The sequence below is a fragment of the Paenibacillus medicaginis genome (genome assembly GCF_042138635.1).
Lineage (GTDB): Bacteria > Bacillota > Bacilli > Paenibacillales > Paenibacillaceae > Paenibacillus > Paenibacillus medicaginis.
In genome coordinates, this window is the sequence record NZ_JBHIRY010000003.1 from 265189 (window position 1) to 284544 (window position 19356).

Genomic DNA, 19356 nt, shown 5'->3' on the forward strand with positions numbered 1-19356 from the left:
TATTTTAATCGAGCCACGCCTTCTGCCCCGGGTCCCGGTAATAATTAAAGCAGCGCTTAATTTGCGCTTCCGTATTCCTTGATATGGACAGAGGCGGTAAATTGCCCTCTTCGAAGAAGCTGACACCGGAAGTCTCCACTCCTTCCAGCGCTTCCCCGCCCATAATTTCGCAGTGGATAAATATTTTATAAATATGGTACGCATCCGGCGGATGATCGTGAAATTTTTTATCAAGAATGCCGATCAAACCTGCTGCCCGCACCTCAAAGCCGGATTCTTCGCGGACCTCCTTCACTGCCACTTCCGCCGGGGAAAGCCCGATATCCGCCCATCCTCCCGGAAGCGCCCACGTTCCGTCCGACTTTTCCCTTACCAGCAAAATTTCTCCGGCACGGAATATAACGCCCCGCACATCCACCTTCGGGGTTGCATACCCCGTTTCCGACGCAAACAGCGATCGCAGCGTATCCGTCTCCATGCCGGTATATTCCTGCATAATCGTAATGCTTAAATCCCGCAGCTGCTCAAACCGTTCGATATCGTATACATCTCGGCCGTATGCGAGTCCCGTCTGGCTGATGGCTTGAATCTGCTTTGCCCACGTAAGCCATTTTGGTTCCATGACATTATCCATCCTTTACATGAGAAATTGGATTTCGCTGCCCCCTATTTACTGCCTGTCTATTAGCTCCGCCATTTTGCAGCTTAACGCCTCATACTGCTCCTGATTGGTATCGCTGAACGCGTCGGCTCTGGAAGAGAGCACATGCAAATATTCAATGTCTCCGGCAAATTGCGTTGCGGTGAAGTCATAGACGTCATTGTTGATGCGGTTGTAGTAATGCCAGCCACTTTCCGTCATCGTCTTCAGGATGTCCCCTCCGAGGCGGTCCTGCACGACCAATGCGGTTACACCGCACTGGCCCAGCGCCGGATTGTCCGCTTTCCACTTTGAACTGGTCTGCAGCGACCAAGACTCCAGCAGGACTGTGGTGATATGATCATATAAAGTGCCTGTAAATGAGCGTGTGTTCATTATGCTTCCCTGCCCTCCGATATGAGTTAACTAAATCTTACCTTTTTCACCATACGAGTAGCAACCCGGAGAGCAAGCGGCGGCGCTGAATTGGGTATGTAATTTTAGGAACTTGGTTAAGGAAATTCAGATCGTGAGCGGATGCGGAAGGAATTAACCGGGGCAGATAGAAGATATTCAAGAGAACAATTTCACAAAATGAAAGGGGCTGTGACCAGTGCAGTACGGTTTTTTTGACGACAAAAATAGAGAATATGTCATTACCACCCCGCAAACGCCTTATCCCTGGATTAACTATCTTGGCAATGAACAATTTTTCGGACTGATGTCCAACACCTCCGGCGGTTATGCCTTTTACCGGGACGCACGTCTGCGGAGACTGACCCGTTACCGTTATAACAATATTCCTGTAGACAACGGCGGACGTTATTTCTACCTTTATGATCAGGGCGATTTCTGGACACCGGGCTGGATGCCGGTCAAGAAGGAGCTTGACCATTACGAATGCAGGCATGGTCTCGGTTATACATCCATTACCGGCGAGCGCGGCGGAATCCGCGTCAACCAGTTGGCGCTGGTGCCGCTTGGCTTTAACGGCGAGGTGCATCAGGTAACGGTCAGTAATACTTCCGATGCTGTAAAGCAGGTGAAGCTGTTCTCTTTTGTTGAATTTTGTCTTTGGAACGCGTATGACGATATGACCAACTTCCAACGCAATCTCAGCACCGGGGAAGTGGAAGTAAAGGACTCGGTCATCTACCATAAAACAGAGTACCGCGAGCGGCGCAATCATTATGCCTTCTTCTCGGTGAACGCACCGATGGCCGGATTTGATACGGACCGCGAATCATTCCTCGGTTTGTATAACGGGCTTGAAGCCCCGCAAACCGTGACTGCCGGACAGCCTTCCAACTCTCTCGCCAGCGGCTGGTCCCCGGTCGGATCGCACTGTCTGGAGATTTCGCTGCGGCCTGGCGAGTCAGCCAGTTACAATTTCATTCTCGGTTATGTGGAAAATGCCGAAGAGGACAAATGGGAATCTCCCGGCGTCATTAACAAGGCACCAGCTGTGGCTATGATCAAACGCTTTAGCGATGAGAGCGATGTCGAACAAGCACTGGCCGAGCTTGCTGCTTACTGGGACGGTCTTCTCTCCAAGTTCACTCTGCGGAGCCACGAGGAGAAGCTAAACCGCATGGTCAACATCTGGAACCCGTATCAATGCATGGTTACATTTAACATGTCACGTTCGGCCTCCTATTTCGAATCCGGCATCGGACGTGGCATGGGCTTTCGGGATTCCAATCAGGATCTGCTTGGCTTCGTACATCAGATCCCTGAACGGGCACGTGAGCGCATTCTCGACATTGCCTCCACCCAGTTCGAAGACGGAGGAGCCTACCACCAGTACCAGCCGCTCACGAAGAAAGGAAATCATGAGGTTGGCGGCGGCTTTAATGATGATCCGCTGTGGCTTATCCTCGGTACGGCCGCTTATATCAAGGAGACGGGCGATTTTGGTATTCTGGATGAGCAGGTTCCTTTCGACTGCAACCCGGATAATACAGCTACACTGTTTGAGCATTTGAAACGCTCATTCTACCATGTCGTGGAAAATCTCGGACCCCATGGCCTTCCGCTGATCGGACGGGCGGACTGGAATGATTGTCTGAATTTGAACTGCTTTTCCAGCATCCCGGATGAGTCCTACCAGACGACGCAAAACATTGAAGGCCGTGTAGCTGAATCCGTATTTATCGCAGGTCTGTTCGTTTACACCGGACCGGATTTCATCGAGCTGTGCCGACGCCGGGGACTTGTGGATGAAGCGGAAGCCGCGCAGGCCCATGTCGACCGGATGCGTGCCGTTACGCTGGAGCACGGTTTCGACGGAGAGTGGTTTCTGCGGGCTTACGATCATTATGGGAACAAGGTGGGCAGCAAGGAGAACGAGGAAGGGCAAATTTTTATCGAACCGCAGGGCTTCTGCGTAATGGCCGGAATCGGCGTGGAGGAAGGTCTTGCTGTCAAAGCCTTGGATGCGGTCGCCGACAGGCTGGAAACCAAATACGGCATTGTGCTGCAAAACCCGCCTTACTCCAAGTATTACCTGAATTTGGGCGAGATCTCTTCTTATCCGCCGGGATACAAGGAAAATGCAGGCATCTTCTGCCACAACAATCCGTGGATCATGATGGCGGAGACGGTAATCGGACGGGGCGACCGTGCTTTCGAGCTGTACAGCAAGATCGCTCCGGCATATTTGGAGGAAATCAGCGATATCCATCGCACGGAGCCGTATGTATACTCCCAGATGATTGCCGGCAAGGATGCCGTCCGGGAAGGAGAGGCCAAAAACAGCTGGTTGACGGGAACGGCGGCTTGGAATTTTGTAGCCATTACCCAGTCGATTCTTGGCATTCAGTCTCAATTCGACGGGTTGAAGATCGATCCATGCATTCCGTCGTCTTGGGAGGAATTTACCATTACCCGAGTGTACCGGGGCGATACTTTCGTGATCCATGTCTCCAATCCGGATAAGGTCAGCAAAGGAATCGCATCAGTTATGCTGGACGACAAGATCCTTGACGGGAATGTCATTCCTCCGGTGGGCGATGGCGGTGTGCATCAAGTGAAGGTTGTTATGGGGCATGCTGTAGCAGTAGAAGCATAGTCCAGCAGTCTTCTGAATGCTCATAAGGTATGCCCTCAATGTTCTGGGGGCATATCTATTTATTTTGTATGATAAATTACTTTACTCGGCAGCCTTCATCGGCTTAATCCAGGATCAAATCACCCGCTTCGACGGATGGCCCGGCTTCCTTCGTCCCATTCAGCTTTTCAAAATAAGGCTCAAGCTTTTTCAGCAGCTGATCATAATTTTGCTGTTCTTCCTTAGTGAGCCGTTCCGGATGCACAGTTCCTTGTGCGTCGGCAATTCGAAGGTTATAATCCGCCAATTGCTTATTAAGGGACATAAACTCCGTGAACTCCCGTTCGTTTAATACTTGTTTGGCTCTCTCCAGCTTGGTTTCAAGCTTTTCGTATTGCTGCTCCGTTCCTCCGGCTTTAACGAGGGCTTCCTTGGAACCGTAGATGCCGTCCGCTAGATAAGAATATCCGGCAAATACCCCTGCAGGAATCAATAACGCAGCTGACAAAATACTGGTCATTACTATTTTTTTCTTCATTTGACTTCCTCCTGTTTGCTTATAAATGCTATTCAATACTTTTCGTTTCAGTTGCGGCGATGCGTTCAAATCCTCGGATTCTTCAATAAAAGCCTTTTTTAACTTCTGATTAAGATCCATGAAATTTCTCCACCTTTCCCGGAATAAGCATACGTCGCTCGTACTGCTGCCGAAGCTTCTGCAGTGCCGCATGAATGCGGGACTTCACCGTACCGACCGGAATGTCCAGGATTTCGGCGATTTCCTCCTGCGAGTACTCGTTCAAATAATGCAAAACTACGGCCTGCTTTTGCTTAAAGGGCAGCTGGTTCACAGCCGCCAGCAATGAGCGATTCGAAATTTTCTCGACGATCTGTGATGAAAAATCTTCTTCCTTCTCCGACGTATAATTCAGTGCTTTGATGCCAATCCTGAGTCGCATCCATCTCTTTTTGCGGTATGCGTGGATCTGCCGTATGGCGAGGCCTGTTAGCCAGGGTCTGAAAGGCTTGGACGCATCATACCTTTTCAGCGACTTGTGTACCTGGATATAGATCTCCTGCACGATATCGTCAACATCTGTTTTTTCCTCTGTCAAATAATGAACGGTCTTGTACACATCCTGAATAGTTGCTTCATAAAGCGCACTGAATGCCTCCCTGCTGCCCTCAAGGCTAAGCTGAACCAGCCTGCCATATTCCTCCGGGTGACTCATCCCCATCCTCCTTTTGTGACTTACACTTTATATTGGCAGGATGTCTGATTTTCGTTCGATTTTTTTAAAAAGTTTCTTTTTTCCTTCAGCACTCTGTAAAATGTATACTAACTTTGATTCCAGTAACAGGAAGAGAATGGAGGGAACGGTTTGAAAGATCTGTAGTGGTGGGAGCATAAAACAATAAATTCGAGACGAATTGCATTTTAAAAGTCCATGTTATGTTACAAAAGAGTCGGTATATCTGGCTTCCGCTAAGACTACACTTGTAAAAACTTTAGTGCGGAGGTGCATTTAAATGTGCAACCAAGGGGAGGAAAAGGATATGATTAACACAAAGGATCGACTGGCTGAAGCGAATAGCAAAGTTGATTCCGTGATAGACGACATCTGGGCAAAGGCAGAACTTAATTTGAAAAAATTAGAAGCTGATCACCAAAAGCGCTCAGGACTTAATTAATGTCCTCGAAAAAGTATATCGGGATTTATAAAATATGAAATTATTCAAAGTTATCAAGCCACTCATTAATGAGTGGTTTTCCTATTCTTTAGATATAATACTAATCCATACTAAACCAGCATAAAGCCGCCGGAGGTGAATAACTGTGAAGGAAAAAGTGAAAAAGGCCTATGGCAAGCTTGCTGCCGACTATGAAAAACATTTGGATACTGACAGCCCCTTTAACGCTTTTTATGAGCGGCCAGCCATGATAAATCTGCTGCCCGAAGATTTAAAAGGACGAACCGTGCTGGATGCGGGCTGCGCCGCCGGCTGGTATACGGACCAACTGCTCAAGCGGGGCGCGGATGTCACGGCCGTCGATATGAGTCCAGAAATGTGCGCTGCCGTCATACGCCGAACCGTAGGCCGGGCAGAGGTGCGGAATCTGGATTTAAGCGAGCCTCTTCCATTTGAGAGAGATTACTTTGATCTGATTCTCAGCTCGCTCACGCTGCATTATATAGAAGATTGGGAAGAGACCTTTAAAGAATTGCAACGGATATTAAAGCCGGGAGGAAGGCTGATTTATTCGGTACATCACCCTTTTATGGATTTCACCAAGTTTCAGAGCCCGGATTATTTCGCGCGTGAGCTATTGGCGGATACCTGGGACAAAACGGAGGCAGGCAAAGTTGAAGTGCCCTTCTTCCGTCGTCCCCTGCAGGAAATCATCAATACCACCACCTCCTTCTTCATGCTGGAGCAACTGCTCGAACCGCAGCCGGTGCCGGAATTCAAGAACAGGACAGAATGGCTTCAGTCGTATGAAAAGCTGATGACGGAACCCTGGTTTTTAATTGTGGAAGCTTCCAAGCCAGCCAGGTAAATAAACGCAAGTACACCAAAAAGCCCCCTTGCGGGGGCGGAATCAGCATGTGGAATGTATTAATGATCTAAAGTATAAGGAGCCAGGCCTTGCGGAAGCGCAGCAGGACGTTTAAAGGTGCTCTGCATTTCGTAAAAGGCACCTTGCTCCGCCGAATCGTGGAACGCCCACATGGCTTCAAGCACATGATAGGCAAGCTCGCCGCTCGCCCTGTGCGGGCGGCCGCTGTTGATCGCATAGGCCATGTCGGCCGGACCAATACCGCGGGTATTCTGATCATAACCGGGCAGAAGCGGCTGCTCTGTCCATTCCTGATCCCCTTTTCTGCGGAACTTGACCGGCCCGCCGAACGTGTTCGGATCAGGAACCAGCATCGTTCCCTCCGTTCCGTAAATCTCGATCCTCGGCAGGGTGCTGCCCCCGAAGATATCGAAGCTCATGATCATTGTTCCGATCGCACCTTCTTCAAACTCCAGCAGACCGGCTACATGGGTCGGAATGTCCACCGGGATTTTCTGTCCGTATTTCTTCTCGCTAGTAATCGTGCGTTCTTCCAATGCCTTACCGGTCATGCCGGAAATTTTGCGAATCGGGCCGAGCAGCTGGACCAAGGCCGTTAGGTAATACGGCCCCATATCGAACATCGGACCGCCGCCAGCCGCATAATAAAATTCAGGATCGGGATGCCATGTTTCATGACCGCCTGACATCATAAAGGCGGTTGCCCCCACCGGCTTCCCGATCACGCCGTCCTCCAGCAGCTTCAGCGCTGTCTGGATGCCCGCACCCATAAAGGTCTCTGGGGCGCAGCCGACAAGCAGTCCTTTGGCCGCAGCCGTTTCCAGCACCCTGCGTCCCTCCTCGCGGCTGACCGTCAGCGGTTTCTCCACATAGACATGCTTGCCCGCCTCCAGTGCTCGCAGACTAACCTCCGCATGCACCGCCGGAATCGTCAGATTAATGACCAGCTCAACATCCGGATCAGCCAGCAGCTCGTCAGTGGAATACACACGCGGAATTTCGTATCTGGCAGCCTGCTCCCTCGCCCGTTCCAGATCGAGATCCGCACAGGCGATCAACTCGAGCGCCTCGAACTTGCGGCAGTTCTCCATGTAAATGCTGCTAATTTTCCCGCAGCCGATGACTCCGACCTTCACTTTATGCATGTTGCTTCCCCTTTCCCGCCTATTGGCTGTCTCCCATACCGGTATATACGCTGCTGTTCCCTGCGGCCACAGCGCTTGCCAACTGCTCTTTGCCTTCCGCCGCCCACAGGAAGCCTCGACGCATCATTTCTTTCACCTGCGGCATTTCCACAATATTGGCCTGATGGCCAAGCGAGTTGTAATAGACACGGCCTGCTCCCCAATATTTCGTCCACGCAACAGGCATATCCACCGCCTTGTTCGTGCGGTGCGGGCCATCGGCTACCGGAAAGCGGGTCGTAGCCAGCACCTCCACTGCCGGATCCACATGCAGATAATACTGCTCAGACTGGACCGTAAAATCCTCAAGCCCCGCAACGAGCGGACTGGAGCCCGGCTTGATCTCGACGGTGTACTCCACGCCATCATTCCCTGGATGAGCGACCCACTGTCCCCCGGTCATGAACTGCCAATCCACATTTTTGCGGAAGGCGTCGCACATGCCCCCGTGAATTCCTGCGAGGCCCGTTCCGTTCTGAACCGCTGCCGAGACGTTATTCACCAGCTCCTGTTCGATCTCCCCCATCGTCCAGACCGGGACGATCAGGTCCAGACCCAGCAATTTTTCCCCATCCGCGTAAGCCTGCAGCGTATCGGAAACCTCCACCTCGAACTGCTCCTGCCGCAGCATGTCTGCGAATATAGCGGCAACCTGCTCAGGCTGATGCCCGTCCCAGCCTCCCCATACGATTAACGCCTTTTTCATCCTAAACCCTCCAGAGTTCAAATTGTTTACGGATAACGCTTACATTTCACTGATTTTAACCCACCGCCGCTCGCCGATGGAACGCTCCACCGCTTCCAGCACCGCCTGACAGCGCACCCCGTCATGGAAGCTTGGCTCAGGCTGGCGGCCCTCAGCAATCGCGGATGACAGCTCCAGCATTTCATGGATGAACGTATGCTCAAAGCCGATCGTATGACCCGGCGGCCACCAGGCCTCAGCATAATCATGAGCCGGATCGGTTGCCAGTACCCTGCGGAAGCCCTGCACGTCCTCAGCGTCCGAAGTGAAATAAACCTCCAGCTCATTCATACGCTCAAAATCAAATTTCACGCTGCCGAGGCTGCCGTTGATCTCAAACGCATTCGTGGACCGGTGTCCGGCCGCAAAACGGGTTGCTTCAAAGCTGCCGAGCGCGCCACTTTCAAACCGGGCCAGAAACAGTGTCGCATCATCCACAGTGACTTCCCCTCTTGGAGCATCGGAGGCCGTGTTTCCCTTGGCACTCAAACCCGTCATTTCGGCAGCCAGCGGCCGTTCCTTGATAAAGGTCTCGCTCATGCCGATCACCTCATCCATGCCGCCCACGAGGAAGTGCGCCAAATCGATCAAATGCGCGCCAAGGTCGCCATGGGAGCCGGAGCCTGCCACGTCCTTTTGCAGCCGCCATACGAGCGGAAAATCAGGGTCCATGATCCAGTCCTGCAGGAACCAAGCGCGGAAATGATAGATTTTGCCGAGACGACCGCTGTCAATCAGCCTCTTCGCCAACCTGACCGCGGGGGAGAAGCGGTAGTTAAAGCCGACCATATGCTTGACCCCCGCCTCTTCAGCCGCAGCAAGCATTTCACGGGCATCCTTCAGCGAGAGCGCAAGCGGCTTTTCACAGAAAATATGCTTGCCCGCCTGTGCCGCCGTGATCGCTATTTCCTTATGAGCGTCACTTGGCGCATTGATATCGATCAGATCGATGTCCTCACGCGCAACAAGCTCTTTCCAGTCCGTGCTGCTCGACTGCCATCCCAGCTGCTGTGCCGCCTGCTTGACCGCCTCTTCATTACGGCCGCAAATCACTGACATTTCCGGTTTCACCGCCTGAGGAAAAAACATCGGCAGACTGCGGTAAGCATTGCTGTGGGCTTTGCCCATAAACTTGTAACCGATCATTCCGATACGGAGTTGTTGCATGGAAGTCCTCCTTTTCATCTACTTAGTCTTTCGGCAGCTTTTTGGTGGAAGAAGCACGGACTACCAGCTCCACGGGGAGCTTGACTTTAAAAGGACTGTTCCCCTCAGCCTTCTCCGGCTCCTCCAGCAGACGAAGCACTTGTGCCGCCGCCATTTCCCCAAGCTCATAAAATGGAACTCTTACGCTGCTTAGTCCCGGGGAAGTCATTTCCGCCGCATCCGAGTCGTCATAACCTACGATGGCAGGCATATGCTCCGGCAAAACCCCGGCCAACCGCAAGCCCTGCTGAATGCCGATGGCCATACGGTCATTGGCCGCAAAGATGCTGTCGATCCTGTCCATGCAGCCCGCGAGCTCCTCCGCGACCCTCAGTCCGCTGGTTCTGCTGAAATTGCCCGCAAACAGTAAATCCGGCTCAACCAACATGCCCGCTTCCCGCAGCGCACGCTCGTAGCCTGCCCTGCGGTCGCTGCTGTTCGAATAGGCCTCGGGGCCGTTCACAAAAGCGATGCGCCGGAAGCCCTGTTCCAGCAAATGGCGGACTGCCTGATAGCTGCCCTCCTTATGATCCGCATCCACCTCGTTAAAGGATTCGCCCGCAAAATGCTGGTTGATCAGGCAAAACGGATATCTCTTCTCCTGTATGCGGCGCAGCGTTTCCCGCTCCCCTGCTTCCTCCTTGGCCCCCAGAATAAGGCAGGCATCGATCTTCTGCATGCGGAACAGTCCTTCGACATCCGTAGCACCGTCCGAGTCTCGGAATACGATGAGCAGATCATAACCCTCCTCCCGCGCCCTGCTTCCGATCCCGCTCAAAATTTCGGAGAAATAATGGGCGGAAAACAGGCGTGCCTTGGGCAAATACGGCATCACCACACCCAGGTTGCCACTCCGTCTGCGAGCGAGGCTGCGGGCCATGGCGTTCGGTGTATACCCCAGCCTGTCAGCTGCTGCCAGGACACGCTGCCTTGTTTCTTCCTTGATGGGGCCTACTCCATTAAGGACACGGGATACCGTAGCTTCCGAGACACCGGCCATTTCAGCCACTTCGATTCGTCTTACGATGTTCATCAATCCTTTTAGTATGAATGAATGTACGCGCGTACATTTTCTCATGAAGCAACCGTTTCGTCAACCGCTTTCCGCCAACTCATCCCATTCATCGAACAGCGGCAGCAGCCTTTCCACCGTATCCGTCACAAAACCTTGAATCAGCGCGTCCGAAAAGTATTCCGGCAAGATGCGCGGCTCCTTCGCCGGGTCCGCGAAGAAGGCAGATGTGCGGTCTCTCCATCTGCTGATCTCGTCAGCGCTCAGCAGATCCCCGAAGTCATAAACCTCCGTTTCGTCCATGGCCATCCAGACCCGCTCCTGCCAGGGCTGCTGCCTGAACAGATGAAAGTCCGCCTGATCCGTTTCCCGATAATAACGGGTTCTCTTCTCCTGATCCGACAACCCGAGCCTGTCAGCATAAACAACATAACCGGGATAAAGCAGCTTGAACCAATAAAAATCGGTAAGCACATGCATGAAATAACCTTTAACGAACCATTTCCATGCTGCAGCTTGATGATGAGCGGTATATTCGGTGTACAAATTTATGATGGCCTTCAGGTCATCCCCTTGCATTTTGTGCTCAAAATGGGTCTTCTGCTTGTCCTCGCTTGTGCTTCCTTCTCTCATATGGATGGCATCCGGCGCGATGTTGCCCAGATAGAAAAGCCCCGGAGCCTGCCGCAGATTTTTCCGTTCCGCAAATGTCACGGCAATGCTTAAATGAACCATAGGCAATGGCATGTTAATCCTCCCTGCTCGGAATCAAGACAAACCGAAAATTATGTCATGATGCAGTCCATACTGTGTTTTACACGCTGCTCAACCGTCAGATCCTCCTCCAGCCGCAGAACCGGACAGGTCAATTCCGATATCCACTGTTCATGCAGTGTCCTGCTTCTGATCTCCGGACCTGCTTCATCATAGCGCGCCGCCCAATCCATAAATTTGCAATAATCCTCATAGCGGCTCCCGTCTGGCAAAATATCATCACCATACCGCTGCCTTTCTCTTGCCCGCAATCTTTCCATTCTCAATTCATGCGGTATCCGCAAAAAGATGACCAGATCGAATTCGCTTTTCAGCGCATCTCCCCATCTGCACACGGACCCGGAGAGCATCCATTGCGGACAAGGTTGCATTTCTTGTTTCAGCAGGCGTAAGCGTTCTTCAGGCGGTCTCCTCTCTGTGTACTTTTGTGCCCAAAAGAAATCATCTGAATCCAAATGAACATGCGGAAGAATAAGGCTTAACGCTTTTCCCAAAGTAGTAGTTCCGGAACCGGAAGCGCCTAGAATATGTATCCTTTTTTTCATAAAACCCTCCGAGTTGGTCGGACGTCCGGATTAATGATCCGCAACCGGAATTTCTGCATCATCCGCAACCAAGTAATAAAACCAGACATCCTGGTCATATACGATATGCCCGACATTCCACACAATAGAATTGTTAAATCCCTTCTGCACGAGATGAACCAGATTCGCACAATATTATAAAGCAAAATGCTATAGTCATACTGGGCGGGTTCAACGAATAAGGCATTTCTTTTTGTCCAATCTGGAATCATCGCTAAAAAATAAAGACAGGGCTTAGCCAACAGGCTCCCTGTCTTCCATACAGTTATAGCCACACAAATTTAAACGACCGGATCGGTTCTTTCCCCTTTCAGGGAACGGACGGTCCCGAGCTCCAGCCCCTGCTCCTCCGGCGGGGTAAATTCCTTCTCGCTCTTCGCAATGACGACCGTCGCCACACTGTTGCCGACGATATTCGTAATCGCACGCGCTTCGGACATAAAGCGGTCCACCCCCAGCAGCAGCGCCATGCCTTCGACCGGAATGACGTTGTTTGGTATGGCCGCGAGCGTCGCAGCCAGCGTAACAAACCCGGAGCCGGTAACACCCGCTGCTCCCTTCGAGGTCAGCATCAGGACGCCGAGCAGCACCAGCACCTGTGCAATGGTCAGCTCTACGCCATAGGCTTGGGCAATGAACATCGCCGCCATGGACAAGTAAATGGAGGTGCCGTCCAGATTAAAGGAGTATCCTGTCGGCACCACCAAACCTACCACCGGTTTGGAGCAGCCGAAGTTCTCCAGCTTGTTCATGACACGTGGCAGAGCCGATTCGGAGGATGATGTTCCCAGTACAAGCAGCAATTCTTCCCGGATAAAGCGCAGCAGCTTGAACAGGCTGAACCCGTTCATGCGCGCAATCAGGCCGAGCACGATCACGATGAACACAAACATCGTGATGTAGACCGAACCCATCATTTTTCCGATCGAGAACAGGGAGCCTACACCGAATTTGCCAATAGTATAAGCCATCGCGCCAAAGGCCGCGAACGGTGATACCTTCATAATCATGGCGACAATGCGGAAGAAGATTTCGTTAGCGCTTTCAAGAAAATGGGTAACCGGCTTTGCTTTCTCGCCCAAGCCTGCCATGGCGAGACCAAACAGGACGGAGAAGAACAGCACTGGCAGCATATCCCCTCCTGTAAAAGCGCCTATCGCATTGTCCGGAACGATACCAACGATAAAATCAAGAAATCCGTGGCTTGATTCCGCTGCCTGCTCCTGAAACCTGGCAACCGCTTCCGCCTGCACGCCCTGGGTGCTCATACCCTCGCCTGGCCGGACAAGATACATGACGGCAACACCGATCGCCATCGCCAGTGTCGTCACAATCTCAAAATACAGCAAGGCCTTGCCGCCGATCCGGCCGATTTTTTTCATGTCACCCATGTTGGCGAAGCCGATAACGATCGTCATAAACACAATCGGGGCGATGACCATTTTGATCATTTTAATGAAAATGTCACTGATAATCTTCATCTGGTCAGCAAATTGCGGGTACAGAATGCCAAAGATAATCCCCAAAGCAATCGCTGTCAGAACCTGAACAGACAGGTTTTTCCATAGCCTCATGAAATGCACACCCCCTTCTGTGATCTATATCATTGACAAATGATACCGCTTACATTGATTGGTGTGAATAATTTGGCCGTTTTGTTCTTTTTGTTCATTTAGGTCTTATGGCATCGCTCCCAAAAGCTGCGATTTCAGCTCATCTATAAATTTCTGGATGGCGCTCGTCATATACAGATCACGCCGTCTGATAAAAACTGTAGGGACCTCTCCGTAACGTCCCGGAAATGGGTAACAGCGGATGCCGCCCTTTACATTCATCTTCTCAAAATAGGATATAGGCAAAATGGAAAAGCCAATGCCGGCTTTCACACATCCCAACAGCCCTTCCATCGTCCCGAACTGCATGACCTTTGCCAATCGGAACCCCTCGTCCCGCAGCCATTCTTTCAGCCGGTGACTGTAGATACAATCCTCGTTCAAGCTCAGTAAAGTCATGTCCTGAATCGAGATTAGCCCGCGAAATTCCATCGCCTCCGGGATGATGAGTCCCAGGCTCTCGTGAATAACGAGCTCCTGCACGATTTCCGGATGACCGACCGGCCCATCCACAAAGGCTCCGTTAACGGCATACCGCAGAACAGCATCGATCAGCTGCTCGTTTCGTCCGATTTCCAGATGGACCTCGACTTCAGGAAATTTGCCGCGATAAGCAGACAAAATGGCGGGCAGGCGCACGGCAGCCGTCGTATCCGAGCCTATCGTTATCGAGCCTTTCGGAACCGGGGTATCCTGAACCGCTTTTTCCGCCTCCTCCAGCAGATTCAAAATTTTTTCCGTGTACTCCAGGAGGGTTTGACCTGCCGAGGTCAACGTAATACCGCGGCTATGCCGATAGACGAGCGGGGTTTTCAGTTCCTGCTCCAACTGCTGAATTCTGGCCGTCACATTCGATTGCACATAATTGAGCCGATGAGCCGCTTTTGAAATGCTCCCTTCCTCGGCAACCGTCCGAAACACCTTCAGAACACCGATATCCATGTCCGGCACTTCCCCTCTCTCTTCGCTCGCCATCACTTAGGATGATGGCTCCCTATCAGATAGCTTCATTATACATGATCCTCTATCCCGATTATGATGGAATTACAAAAGGAAATAAACACAAGGGAGTGGGACCGATGGAAGAAAAAACTTGGCGTTTTAAGGTGCAAGGGGAGCATGGGGAAGAAGTAATCGTCCATCCGGGTGAAATCAGAACCGTTTACGATTTATTAGGAAAAATAAGAAATAACGGACGCACAGTTTCACGTAAGGATTCACCTTGTCCTGTCATTCAGTTGATAACGGTTAACAGGCCTGCCGACTCCGCCGTATTGGATATCCAGTAAAAGGACGCCTTGTTTCTGCAAATACTCCAGATAGCGGCGGGCTGTTACTCGCGCGAGGCCTGTACCCTCCGCGACCTCCTCCGCGGAACGGGAGCCATTCTGCTTCCCCATAAAAGCGATGATCTGGCGCATCGTCATGGCCTGCAGTCCCTTTGGCAGCCCCTGTTCCTCCTGAGCCGCCCCAGTGGGCTCGCGCCGTTCCCGGCCGTGAAGCAATCGGTCCAGCTCAGGCTGTGACAGGGAAGCACCGCCCGCCAGCCTGCTTCTCTTGGCCGTGTACTGCATCAAAGCCTGCTTGACCCGCTCGAATTGAAAAGGCTTCATAATATAATCCACGGCCCCGAGCTGCAGCACCCGGCGAACCGTCTCCGGGTCGCTCGCCGCCGTGATCGCAATCACATCGATATTCAACTGCTCCTGACGCAGCTGGCGGAGTGCCGTCAATCCATCCTGCACAGGCATGTACATATCGAGAATCGCCAGCTCAGGCTTCAGCCTGCGCAGCAGTTCCATGCCGTCCAGTCCGTTTGCGGCCGTGCCCAGGACCCTATAGGGTCCTGCTTTCTCAATAAACTGCCTGTGAATTTCGAGGACCATCGAATCGTCTTCAATCAGGACGACGCTCATCGGCTCGTTTCTCCCCATCATTGCCCTCCTCCCGCTGCATCGGCAGTGTAATCATAATGCTCGTACCTTCTCCTTCACTCGAATCAATGGTTATCGTCCCGCCAGCCGCAGCCACGATGCTGTGCACAAGGTATTGGAATGGAGCTGAAAAAGTCGGCAGAGCAGCACGGAATGATCGCCATGGCATTCTGGGGCAACGGGTTCCGCCAAATCACCTCCAGTAATGCGGCTATTGTGCATCCGCAGGATGTGCGCAATCGGAAGATGCGCATTCAGCCAAGCCTTGTCATTCAGGAGCAATACCGCTCGCTGGGTGCCGCAACCTATCCGCTGCCCTTCAATCAAATCTACAGAAATGTGGAGAATGGCACGGTGGATGCCGAGGAGAACACGATTTCCAACATCTATTCCAAAAGGCTCTACGAGGTACAACAGAATTTAACAATTACAAACCACAGCTATCTGGGGTACGGTGTATTGATGAACAAACAGTTTTGGGAAGAGCTTCCCTCGGACCTGCAGCGGCAAATTCAGAGCGCTATGGAGGAAACGGAAGCGTGGGCCAACCGCAATGCGACGGATATTAACCATAAGCAGTGGAACAGCATTCAGGGATCCTCCGGCATGGAGATCATACATCCCGATGAAAGGACTTTACAGGAATGGCGCACAACCTGGTCGCCCCTCTATGCACAGTTCAATACAGCAATCGGAGAAGAGCTGATTGATGAAGTACTGCGGCTGCAGCGTGAATACGACGGTCAGACTCCTGCATGGATGAGTAATTCAAATTAGTGCTTCCACCTCCCCGTTCATTTACCGCTTTTACAAAAAAGAGCCGCTTATCGCGGCTCTAGCTCTCTTCTGGTGTCTTAGGGACCGTGAAAGAAACCATTGTCCCTTTTCCCGGACTGCTGTCGATTTGCAGTCCTCTGCCGTATAGCTGCCGCAGGCGTCTATCGGTGTTTTTCAGCCCGACTCCTTCGGTTGAATCGGAGCCTGGCTGAAAAATTTCCCGCAACCGCTTGCCGTCCATGCCAACTCCATCGTCCTTAATCGTAATTTCAGTCCAGTCCGGCCAATCAGTTACGGCAATGGTAACCGTTCCCCCGCTGTTCTTGGGCAGAATCCCATGCTTTAATGCGTTCTCAACCAGGGTCTGCACGGATAACGGCGGAATCCGCACAGAGCCGTGCGCCTTATTGGCAATATCCCACTGTATATTGATTCTGCTGCCAAAGCGTTCTTTTTCAATATACAAATATGATCGCAGCAGTTCCAGTTCATAGTCAAGCGGCAGCAACTGGCTCATATTGATCGGATCGAAGCTTCGGCGCAAATAATTTCCAAACTCATTGAGAAGAGCGACCATTCGATCCGTGTCCACCTCACTGAGGGAAGCAATCGTATTAAGCGCGTTATGTAAAAAATGGGGCTGTATTTGCGCTTGCAGCCAAGCGGCCTCCATGCGCAGACGTTCGCCGACCGATTGCTTCAGATCGACCCATGCGCGGATGCGCAGCTTCAGCTCCATAGCTCCCACAGGCTTGGTTACATAGTCATTCGCTCCTGCGGCAAAAGCAGTCTGCACGTCTTCCGGCTGATTCCTTGCGGTCAGGAGAATGACCGGAAGCTCGGAAATCGAGAATTGGCGTCGGATTGACTTCGTCAATTCATACCCGGACATGTGCGGCATCATCACATCTGAGATCACCAGATCCCATTGCCCTTGATGGAGCCGGACCAGCGCTTCCTTGCCGCTTATTGCGGAGGTAATGTCATAGTGCTCCCAAATGAGCATATCGCCGAGGATTCCCAGATTGACCGGATCATCATCCACCACCAATATTTTGGGTCTGCGCTTGTCCGAAGATGCTTGCAGGTTCGCCGGTGCAGAATCCGCTGCTTGCGGCAGTGGATAAAGCTTCCCGTCACGTCCGTCCTCCCGGAGCATACGAGACCCCCGTCCCGCCTCAATCTCGATCGCCGGCGCCGCTTCCAGCTCCGCAAGGCCGAATTGCACTTCAAGGGTAAAGGCGAACTCCGATCCTTGTCCCGGGACAGAATGAATTTCCAAGGTCCCGCCATGCAGCTCAACCAGTTGCTTTGTAACGCTAAGACCAAGCCCGATACCACCGCCAGTTGCGGTCATCCCCGAATCGCCGCGTTCGTAAGGCTTCAATATCCGCTGCTGTGTCTCTTCATCCATGCCGATCCCGGTATCCTTGATACGGATCACCGCTTTACCATTCTTCAGTTCGGCGCAGATGACAATAAAGCCTTCCTCCGTATACTTGATTGCGTTATGTACCAGATTAAACAGAATCTGCACCAGCCGATTTTCATCCGCGACTACACGCGGAAAATCCGCCGGTATATCAATGACAAGCTTAAGCCGCTTCCCTTCCGACAAATAGCGCAGCATATCCGTTACACCGGATGCCAGCCCATGCAGGTTTACCTGTCCCTTATTCAAACGAAAGTTTTGTTCCTTCAGCAAGGTCACATCCAGCAAATCGTTCAGAAGCAGCGACATTCTCCGGCTGACATTGATCAGCAGCTCCAGTTGCCCCTCGCTTTTAGGCTCCAGCTTACCCCTGGCTTGATCCAGAACCGACTGTGCCATGTTAATAATGCCGTGCAGAGGATTGCGTAGCTCATGGGACGTATTCGCCAAAAAGTCGTCCTTCAGCTTGTCCGCCTTTTGCAGATCAGCAGCCAGCTTTTGCACCCGCAGCGTATTCTGGTAAAAACGATTGAACCAAAAAGCGGCAAAGCCGAGGAACGCAACGATCAGATCGAATGGATAGTAGGGCATTTCCTGCCATAAGTAAGCTTTGATGATTCCGCCGATCAGCTGATTGACCGAGACGGCGGCTGCCGACAGCAGCAAAATGAAAGCATCCTTCTCTCCTCTACGAAGAGCACGAATCACAAAATAGGGAAGCATGACAATATTCATCAGTGCGAAAACCAATAGAAACTTGCGCTGATAAACTATAAAATCTATCGGAAGAATGATCGCAATCAGTAGTGCTGCCGCACCGAAGACATTGACCCAGCGCATAAACCTTGTGTGTGTCCCCGAAGCGAACATCGCATGTCCGAACCAAATCAAGCTTAAACCAATTCCCATATAGCTTATCAGCCTGATTTTAACTTCCCACATTAAATCCATGGGGAACCATTCCACAAGCAGCCGGTCATCGTCCATCAGCATGCCTGTCAGTGCACAAACAAGCAGTGCTGCGAAAAAAAGCACTGTTTTTTTTCGATAACCCATAATAAACAATATGGCGCTAAAAAATACAAACATCAGAATGACTATGGACACCATTAGCTGCATAACCTGCGTTAAAAGCGTTTGAAACGATACTGCTGTTGCCGTCCCCAGTTTGATTGCCTTGGTGATGCCTCCAGCATAGGGATAATCGAAATTGGACACATGAACGACAAGCTCGATTTCTCTTGCATCTGGTTGAAAAAATTCCGAGTACGGAATATTTCTCGCATGATTCTGCGCGCGGACCTCGGACGGTTGGCCATTCTCTCTTGCTAAATTGCCGTCAATATATATTCTTGAAGCCGTCTGGATGCTCGATACCCGAATTCCATAAGTCATACTCGGGTCATCTATTAAAATCCGCAGCCGATATGTTCCTATTCCAGTATTGGCGCCCGTATCGGTCGCCTGCTTCCAGGCACCGGGAACCTGAATCCATCGCTTATTCTCTCTGCCTTCTTCTCTCTCGGCAGCTTGAGGTGCCAGGAAATTCCCGGGGTAAAATTCCCATTCTCCGTTTAACGTTACAACACGTTTCTCGTCAAAGGACCATCCCCGCAGATCAAGAACTCCCTGCTTGGCTGAAGGTGTTGGCGGCTCTATGTAAAAAACGAGCCAAAGCAGCCTTAAACCAATCAAAACAGCAATAAACAGCAGCAGGAGCCCTATCATTTTGGGGGGAGTTAACGAATCAATAAGCTTTTGCAAAAACATCCAACCCTTTGACTATAAACTAACAATCCAATGGATCATACAATCGATTATAACA

Annotated in this window: 18 protein-coding genes and 1 pseudogene; 4 read left to right on the top strand and 15 right to left on the bottom strand. The window is 51.5% G+C overall.

Annotated features, from left to right (window positions below; translation table 11 throughout):
• Positions 1-4: 4 nt before the first annotated feature.
• Both ACE5LO_RS05365 and ACE5LO_RS05370 read right to left on the bottom strand, forming a co-directional pair.
• A complete protein-coding gene (locus ACE5LO_RS05365; RefSeq protein ID WP_375518993.1) occupies positions 5-622 on the bottom strand; it encodes an NUDIX hydrolase in 618 nt (205 codons plus the stop codon).
• A gap of 48 nt (positions 623-670) precedes the next feature.
• Positions 671-1036: a YunG family protein gene (locus ACE5LO_RS05370; RefSeq protein WP_375518994.1), complete on the bottom strand. Its 366-nt coding sequence runs from the start codon at positions 1034-1036 to the stop codon at positions 671-673.
• Positions 1037-1253: 217 nt separating this feature from the next.
• On the opposite strand from ACE5LO_RS05370, the gene ACE5LO_RS05375 reads away from it, so the two are divergent.
• Positions 1254-3710: a glycoside hydrolase family 94 protein gene (locus ACE5LO_RS05375; RefSeq protein WP_375518995.1), complete on the top strand. Its 2457-nt coding sequence runs from the start codon at positions 1254-1256 to the stop codon at positions 3708-3710.
• A gap of 103 nt (positions 3711-3813) precedes the next feature.
• Here the strand turns inward: ACE5LO_RS05375 and ACE5LO_RS05380 are convergent, their stop codons facing one another.
• Together ACE5LO_RS05380 and ACE5LO_RS05385 are read right to left on the bottom strand one after the other, a co-directional pair.
• Positions 3814-4227, bottom strand: a complete 414-nt coding sequence (locus ACE5LO_RS05380) for a DUF3600 domain-containing protein (RefSeq protein WP_375518996.1) — start codon at positions 4225-4227, stop codon at positions 3814-3816.
• Positions 4228-4336: 109 nt separating this feature from the next.
• Entirely contained in the window at positions 4337-4921 is a 585-nt protein-coding gene (locus ACE5LO_RS05385; RefSeq protein ID WP_375518997.1) for a sigma-70 family RNA polymerase sigma factor, read from the bottom strand.
• A 325-nt stretch (positions 4922-5246) separates the two neighbouring features.
• Between ACE5LO_RS05385 and ACE5LO_RS05390 the strand changes: the two genes are divergently transcribed.
• Together ACE5LO_RS05390 and ACE5LO_RS05395 are read left to right on the top strand one after the other, a co-directional pair.
• Positions 5247-5381, top strand: coding sequence for a hypothetical protein (locus tag ACE5LO_RS05390; protein ID WP_375518998.1), 135 nt, complete (start codon positions 5247-5249; stop codon positions 5379-5381).
• A 145-nt stretch (positions 5382-5526) separates the two neighbouring features.
• On the top strand, positions 5527-6249 hold the full coding sequence (locus ACE5LO_RS05395) for a class I SAM-dependent methyltransferase (RefSeq protein WP_375518999.1): 723 nt from the start codon (positions 5527-5529) through the stop codon (positions 6247-6249).
• A gap of 59 nt (positions 6250-6308) precedes the next feature.
• Here ACE5LO_RS05395 and ACE5LO_RS05400 read toward each other — a convergent pair whose 3' ends face one another.
• The 10 genes from ACE5LO_RS05400 to ACE5LO_RS05445 all read right to left on the bottom strand — a co-directional run bounded on the left by ACE5LO_RS05400 (position 6309) and on the right by ACE5LO_RS05445 (position 15325).
• Positions 6309-7415, bottom strand: coding sequence for a Gfo/Idh/MocA family protein (locus ACE5LO_RS05400; RefSeq protein WP_375519000.1), 1107 nt, complete (start codon positions 7413-7415; stop codon positions 6309-6311).
• Between the two features lie 19 nt (positions 7416-7434).
• Entirely contained in the window at positions 7435-8160 is a 726-nt protein-coding gene (locus ACE5LO_RS05405) for a ThuA domain-containing protein (RefSeq protein ID WP_375519001.1), read from the bottom strand.
• Positions 8161-8199: 39 nt separating this feature from the next.
• Entirely contained in the window at positions 8200-9366 is a 1167-nt protein-coding gene (locus tag ACE5LO_RS05410; protein WP_375519002.1) for a Gfo/Idh/MocA family protein, read from the bottom strand.
• A gap of 22 nt (positions 9367-9388) precedes the next feature.
• On the bottom strand, positions 9389-10438 hold the full coding sequence (locus ACE5LO_RS05415) for a LacI family DNA-binding transcriptional regulator (protein WP_375519003.1): 1050 nt from the start codon (positions 10436-10438) through the stop codon (positions 9389-9391).
• 60 nt (positions 10439-10498) lie between these two features.
• A complete protein-coding gene (locus ACE5LO_RS05420; RefSeq protein ID WP_375519004.1) occupies positions 10499-11164 on the bottom strand; it encodes a hypothetical protein in 666 nt (221 codons plus the stop codon).
• A 38-nt stretch (positions 11165-11202) separates the two neighbouring features.
• Positions 11203-11736 carry a P-loop NTPase family protein gene (locus ACE5LO_RS05425; protein WP_375519005.1) on the bottom strand — a complete coding sequence of 178 codons (534 nt, stop codon included), beginning with the start codon at positions 11734-11736 and terminating at the stop codon, positions 11203-11205.
• A gap of 30 nt (positions 11737-11766) precedes the next feature.
• A complete protein-coding gene (locus ACE5LO_RS05430; RefSeq protein WP_375519006.1) occupies positions 11767-11886 on the bottom strand; it encodes a DinB family protein in 120 nt (39 codons plus the stop codon).
• 170 nt (positions 11887-12056) lie between these two features.
• Positions 12057-13349, bottom strand: coding sequence for a C4-dicarboxylate transporter DctA (gene dctA / locus ACE5LO_RS05435; RefSeq protein WP_375519007.1), 1293 nt, complete (start codon positions 13347-13349; stop codon positions 12057-12059).
• 105 nt (positions 13350-13454) lie between these two features.
• Positions 13455-14363, bottom strand: a complete 909-nt coding sequence (locus ACE5LO_RS05440) for a LysR family transcriptional regulator (RefSeq protein WP_375519044.1) — start codon at positions 14361-14363, stop codon at positions 13455-13457.
• 242 nt (positions 14364-14605) lie between these two features.
• Positions 14606-15325, bottom strand: coding sequence for a response regulator (locus ACE5LO_RS05445; RefSeq protein ID WP_375519008.1), 720 nt, complete (start codon positions 15323-15325; stop codon positions 14606-14608).
• A 105-nt stretch (positions 15326-15430) separates the two neighbouring features.
• Between ACE5LO_RS05445 and ACE5LO_RS05450 the strand changes: the two are divergent.
• A pseudogene (locus ACE5LO_RS05450) lies at positions 15431-16099 on the top strand (DctP family TRAP transporter solute-binding subunit); the annotation flags it as partial.
• A 58-nt stretch (positions 16100-16157) separates the two neighbouring features.
• On the opposite strand, the gene ACE5LO_RS05455 reads toward ACE5LO_RS05450, so the two are convergent.
• A complete protein-coding gene (locus ACE5LO_RS05455) occupies positions 16158-19295 on the bottom strand; it encodes a hybrid sensor histidine kinase/response regulator (RefSeq protein WP_375519009.1) in 3138 nt (1045 codons plus the stop codon).
• Between the last annotated feature and the right edge of the window lie 61 nt (positions 19296-19356).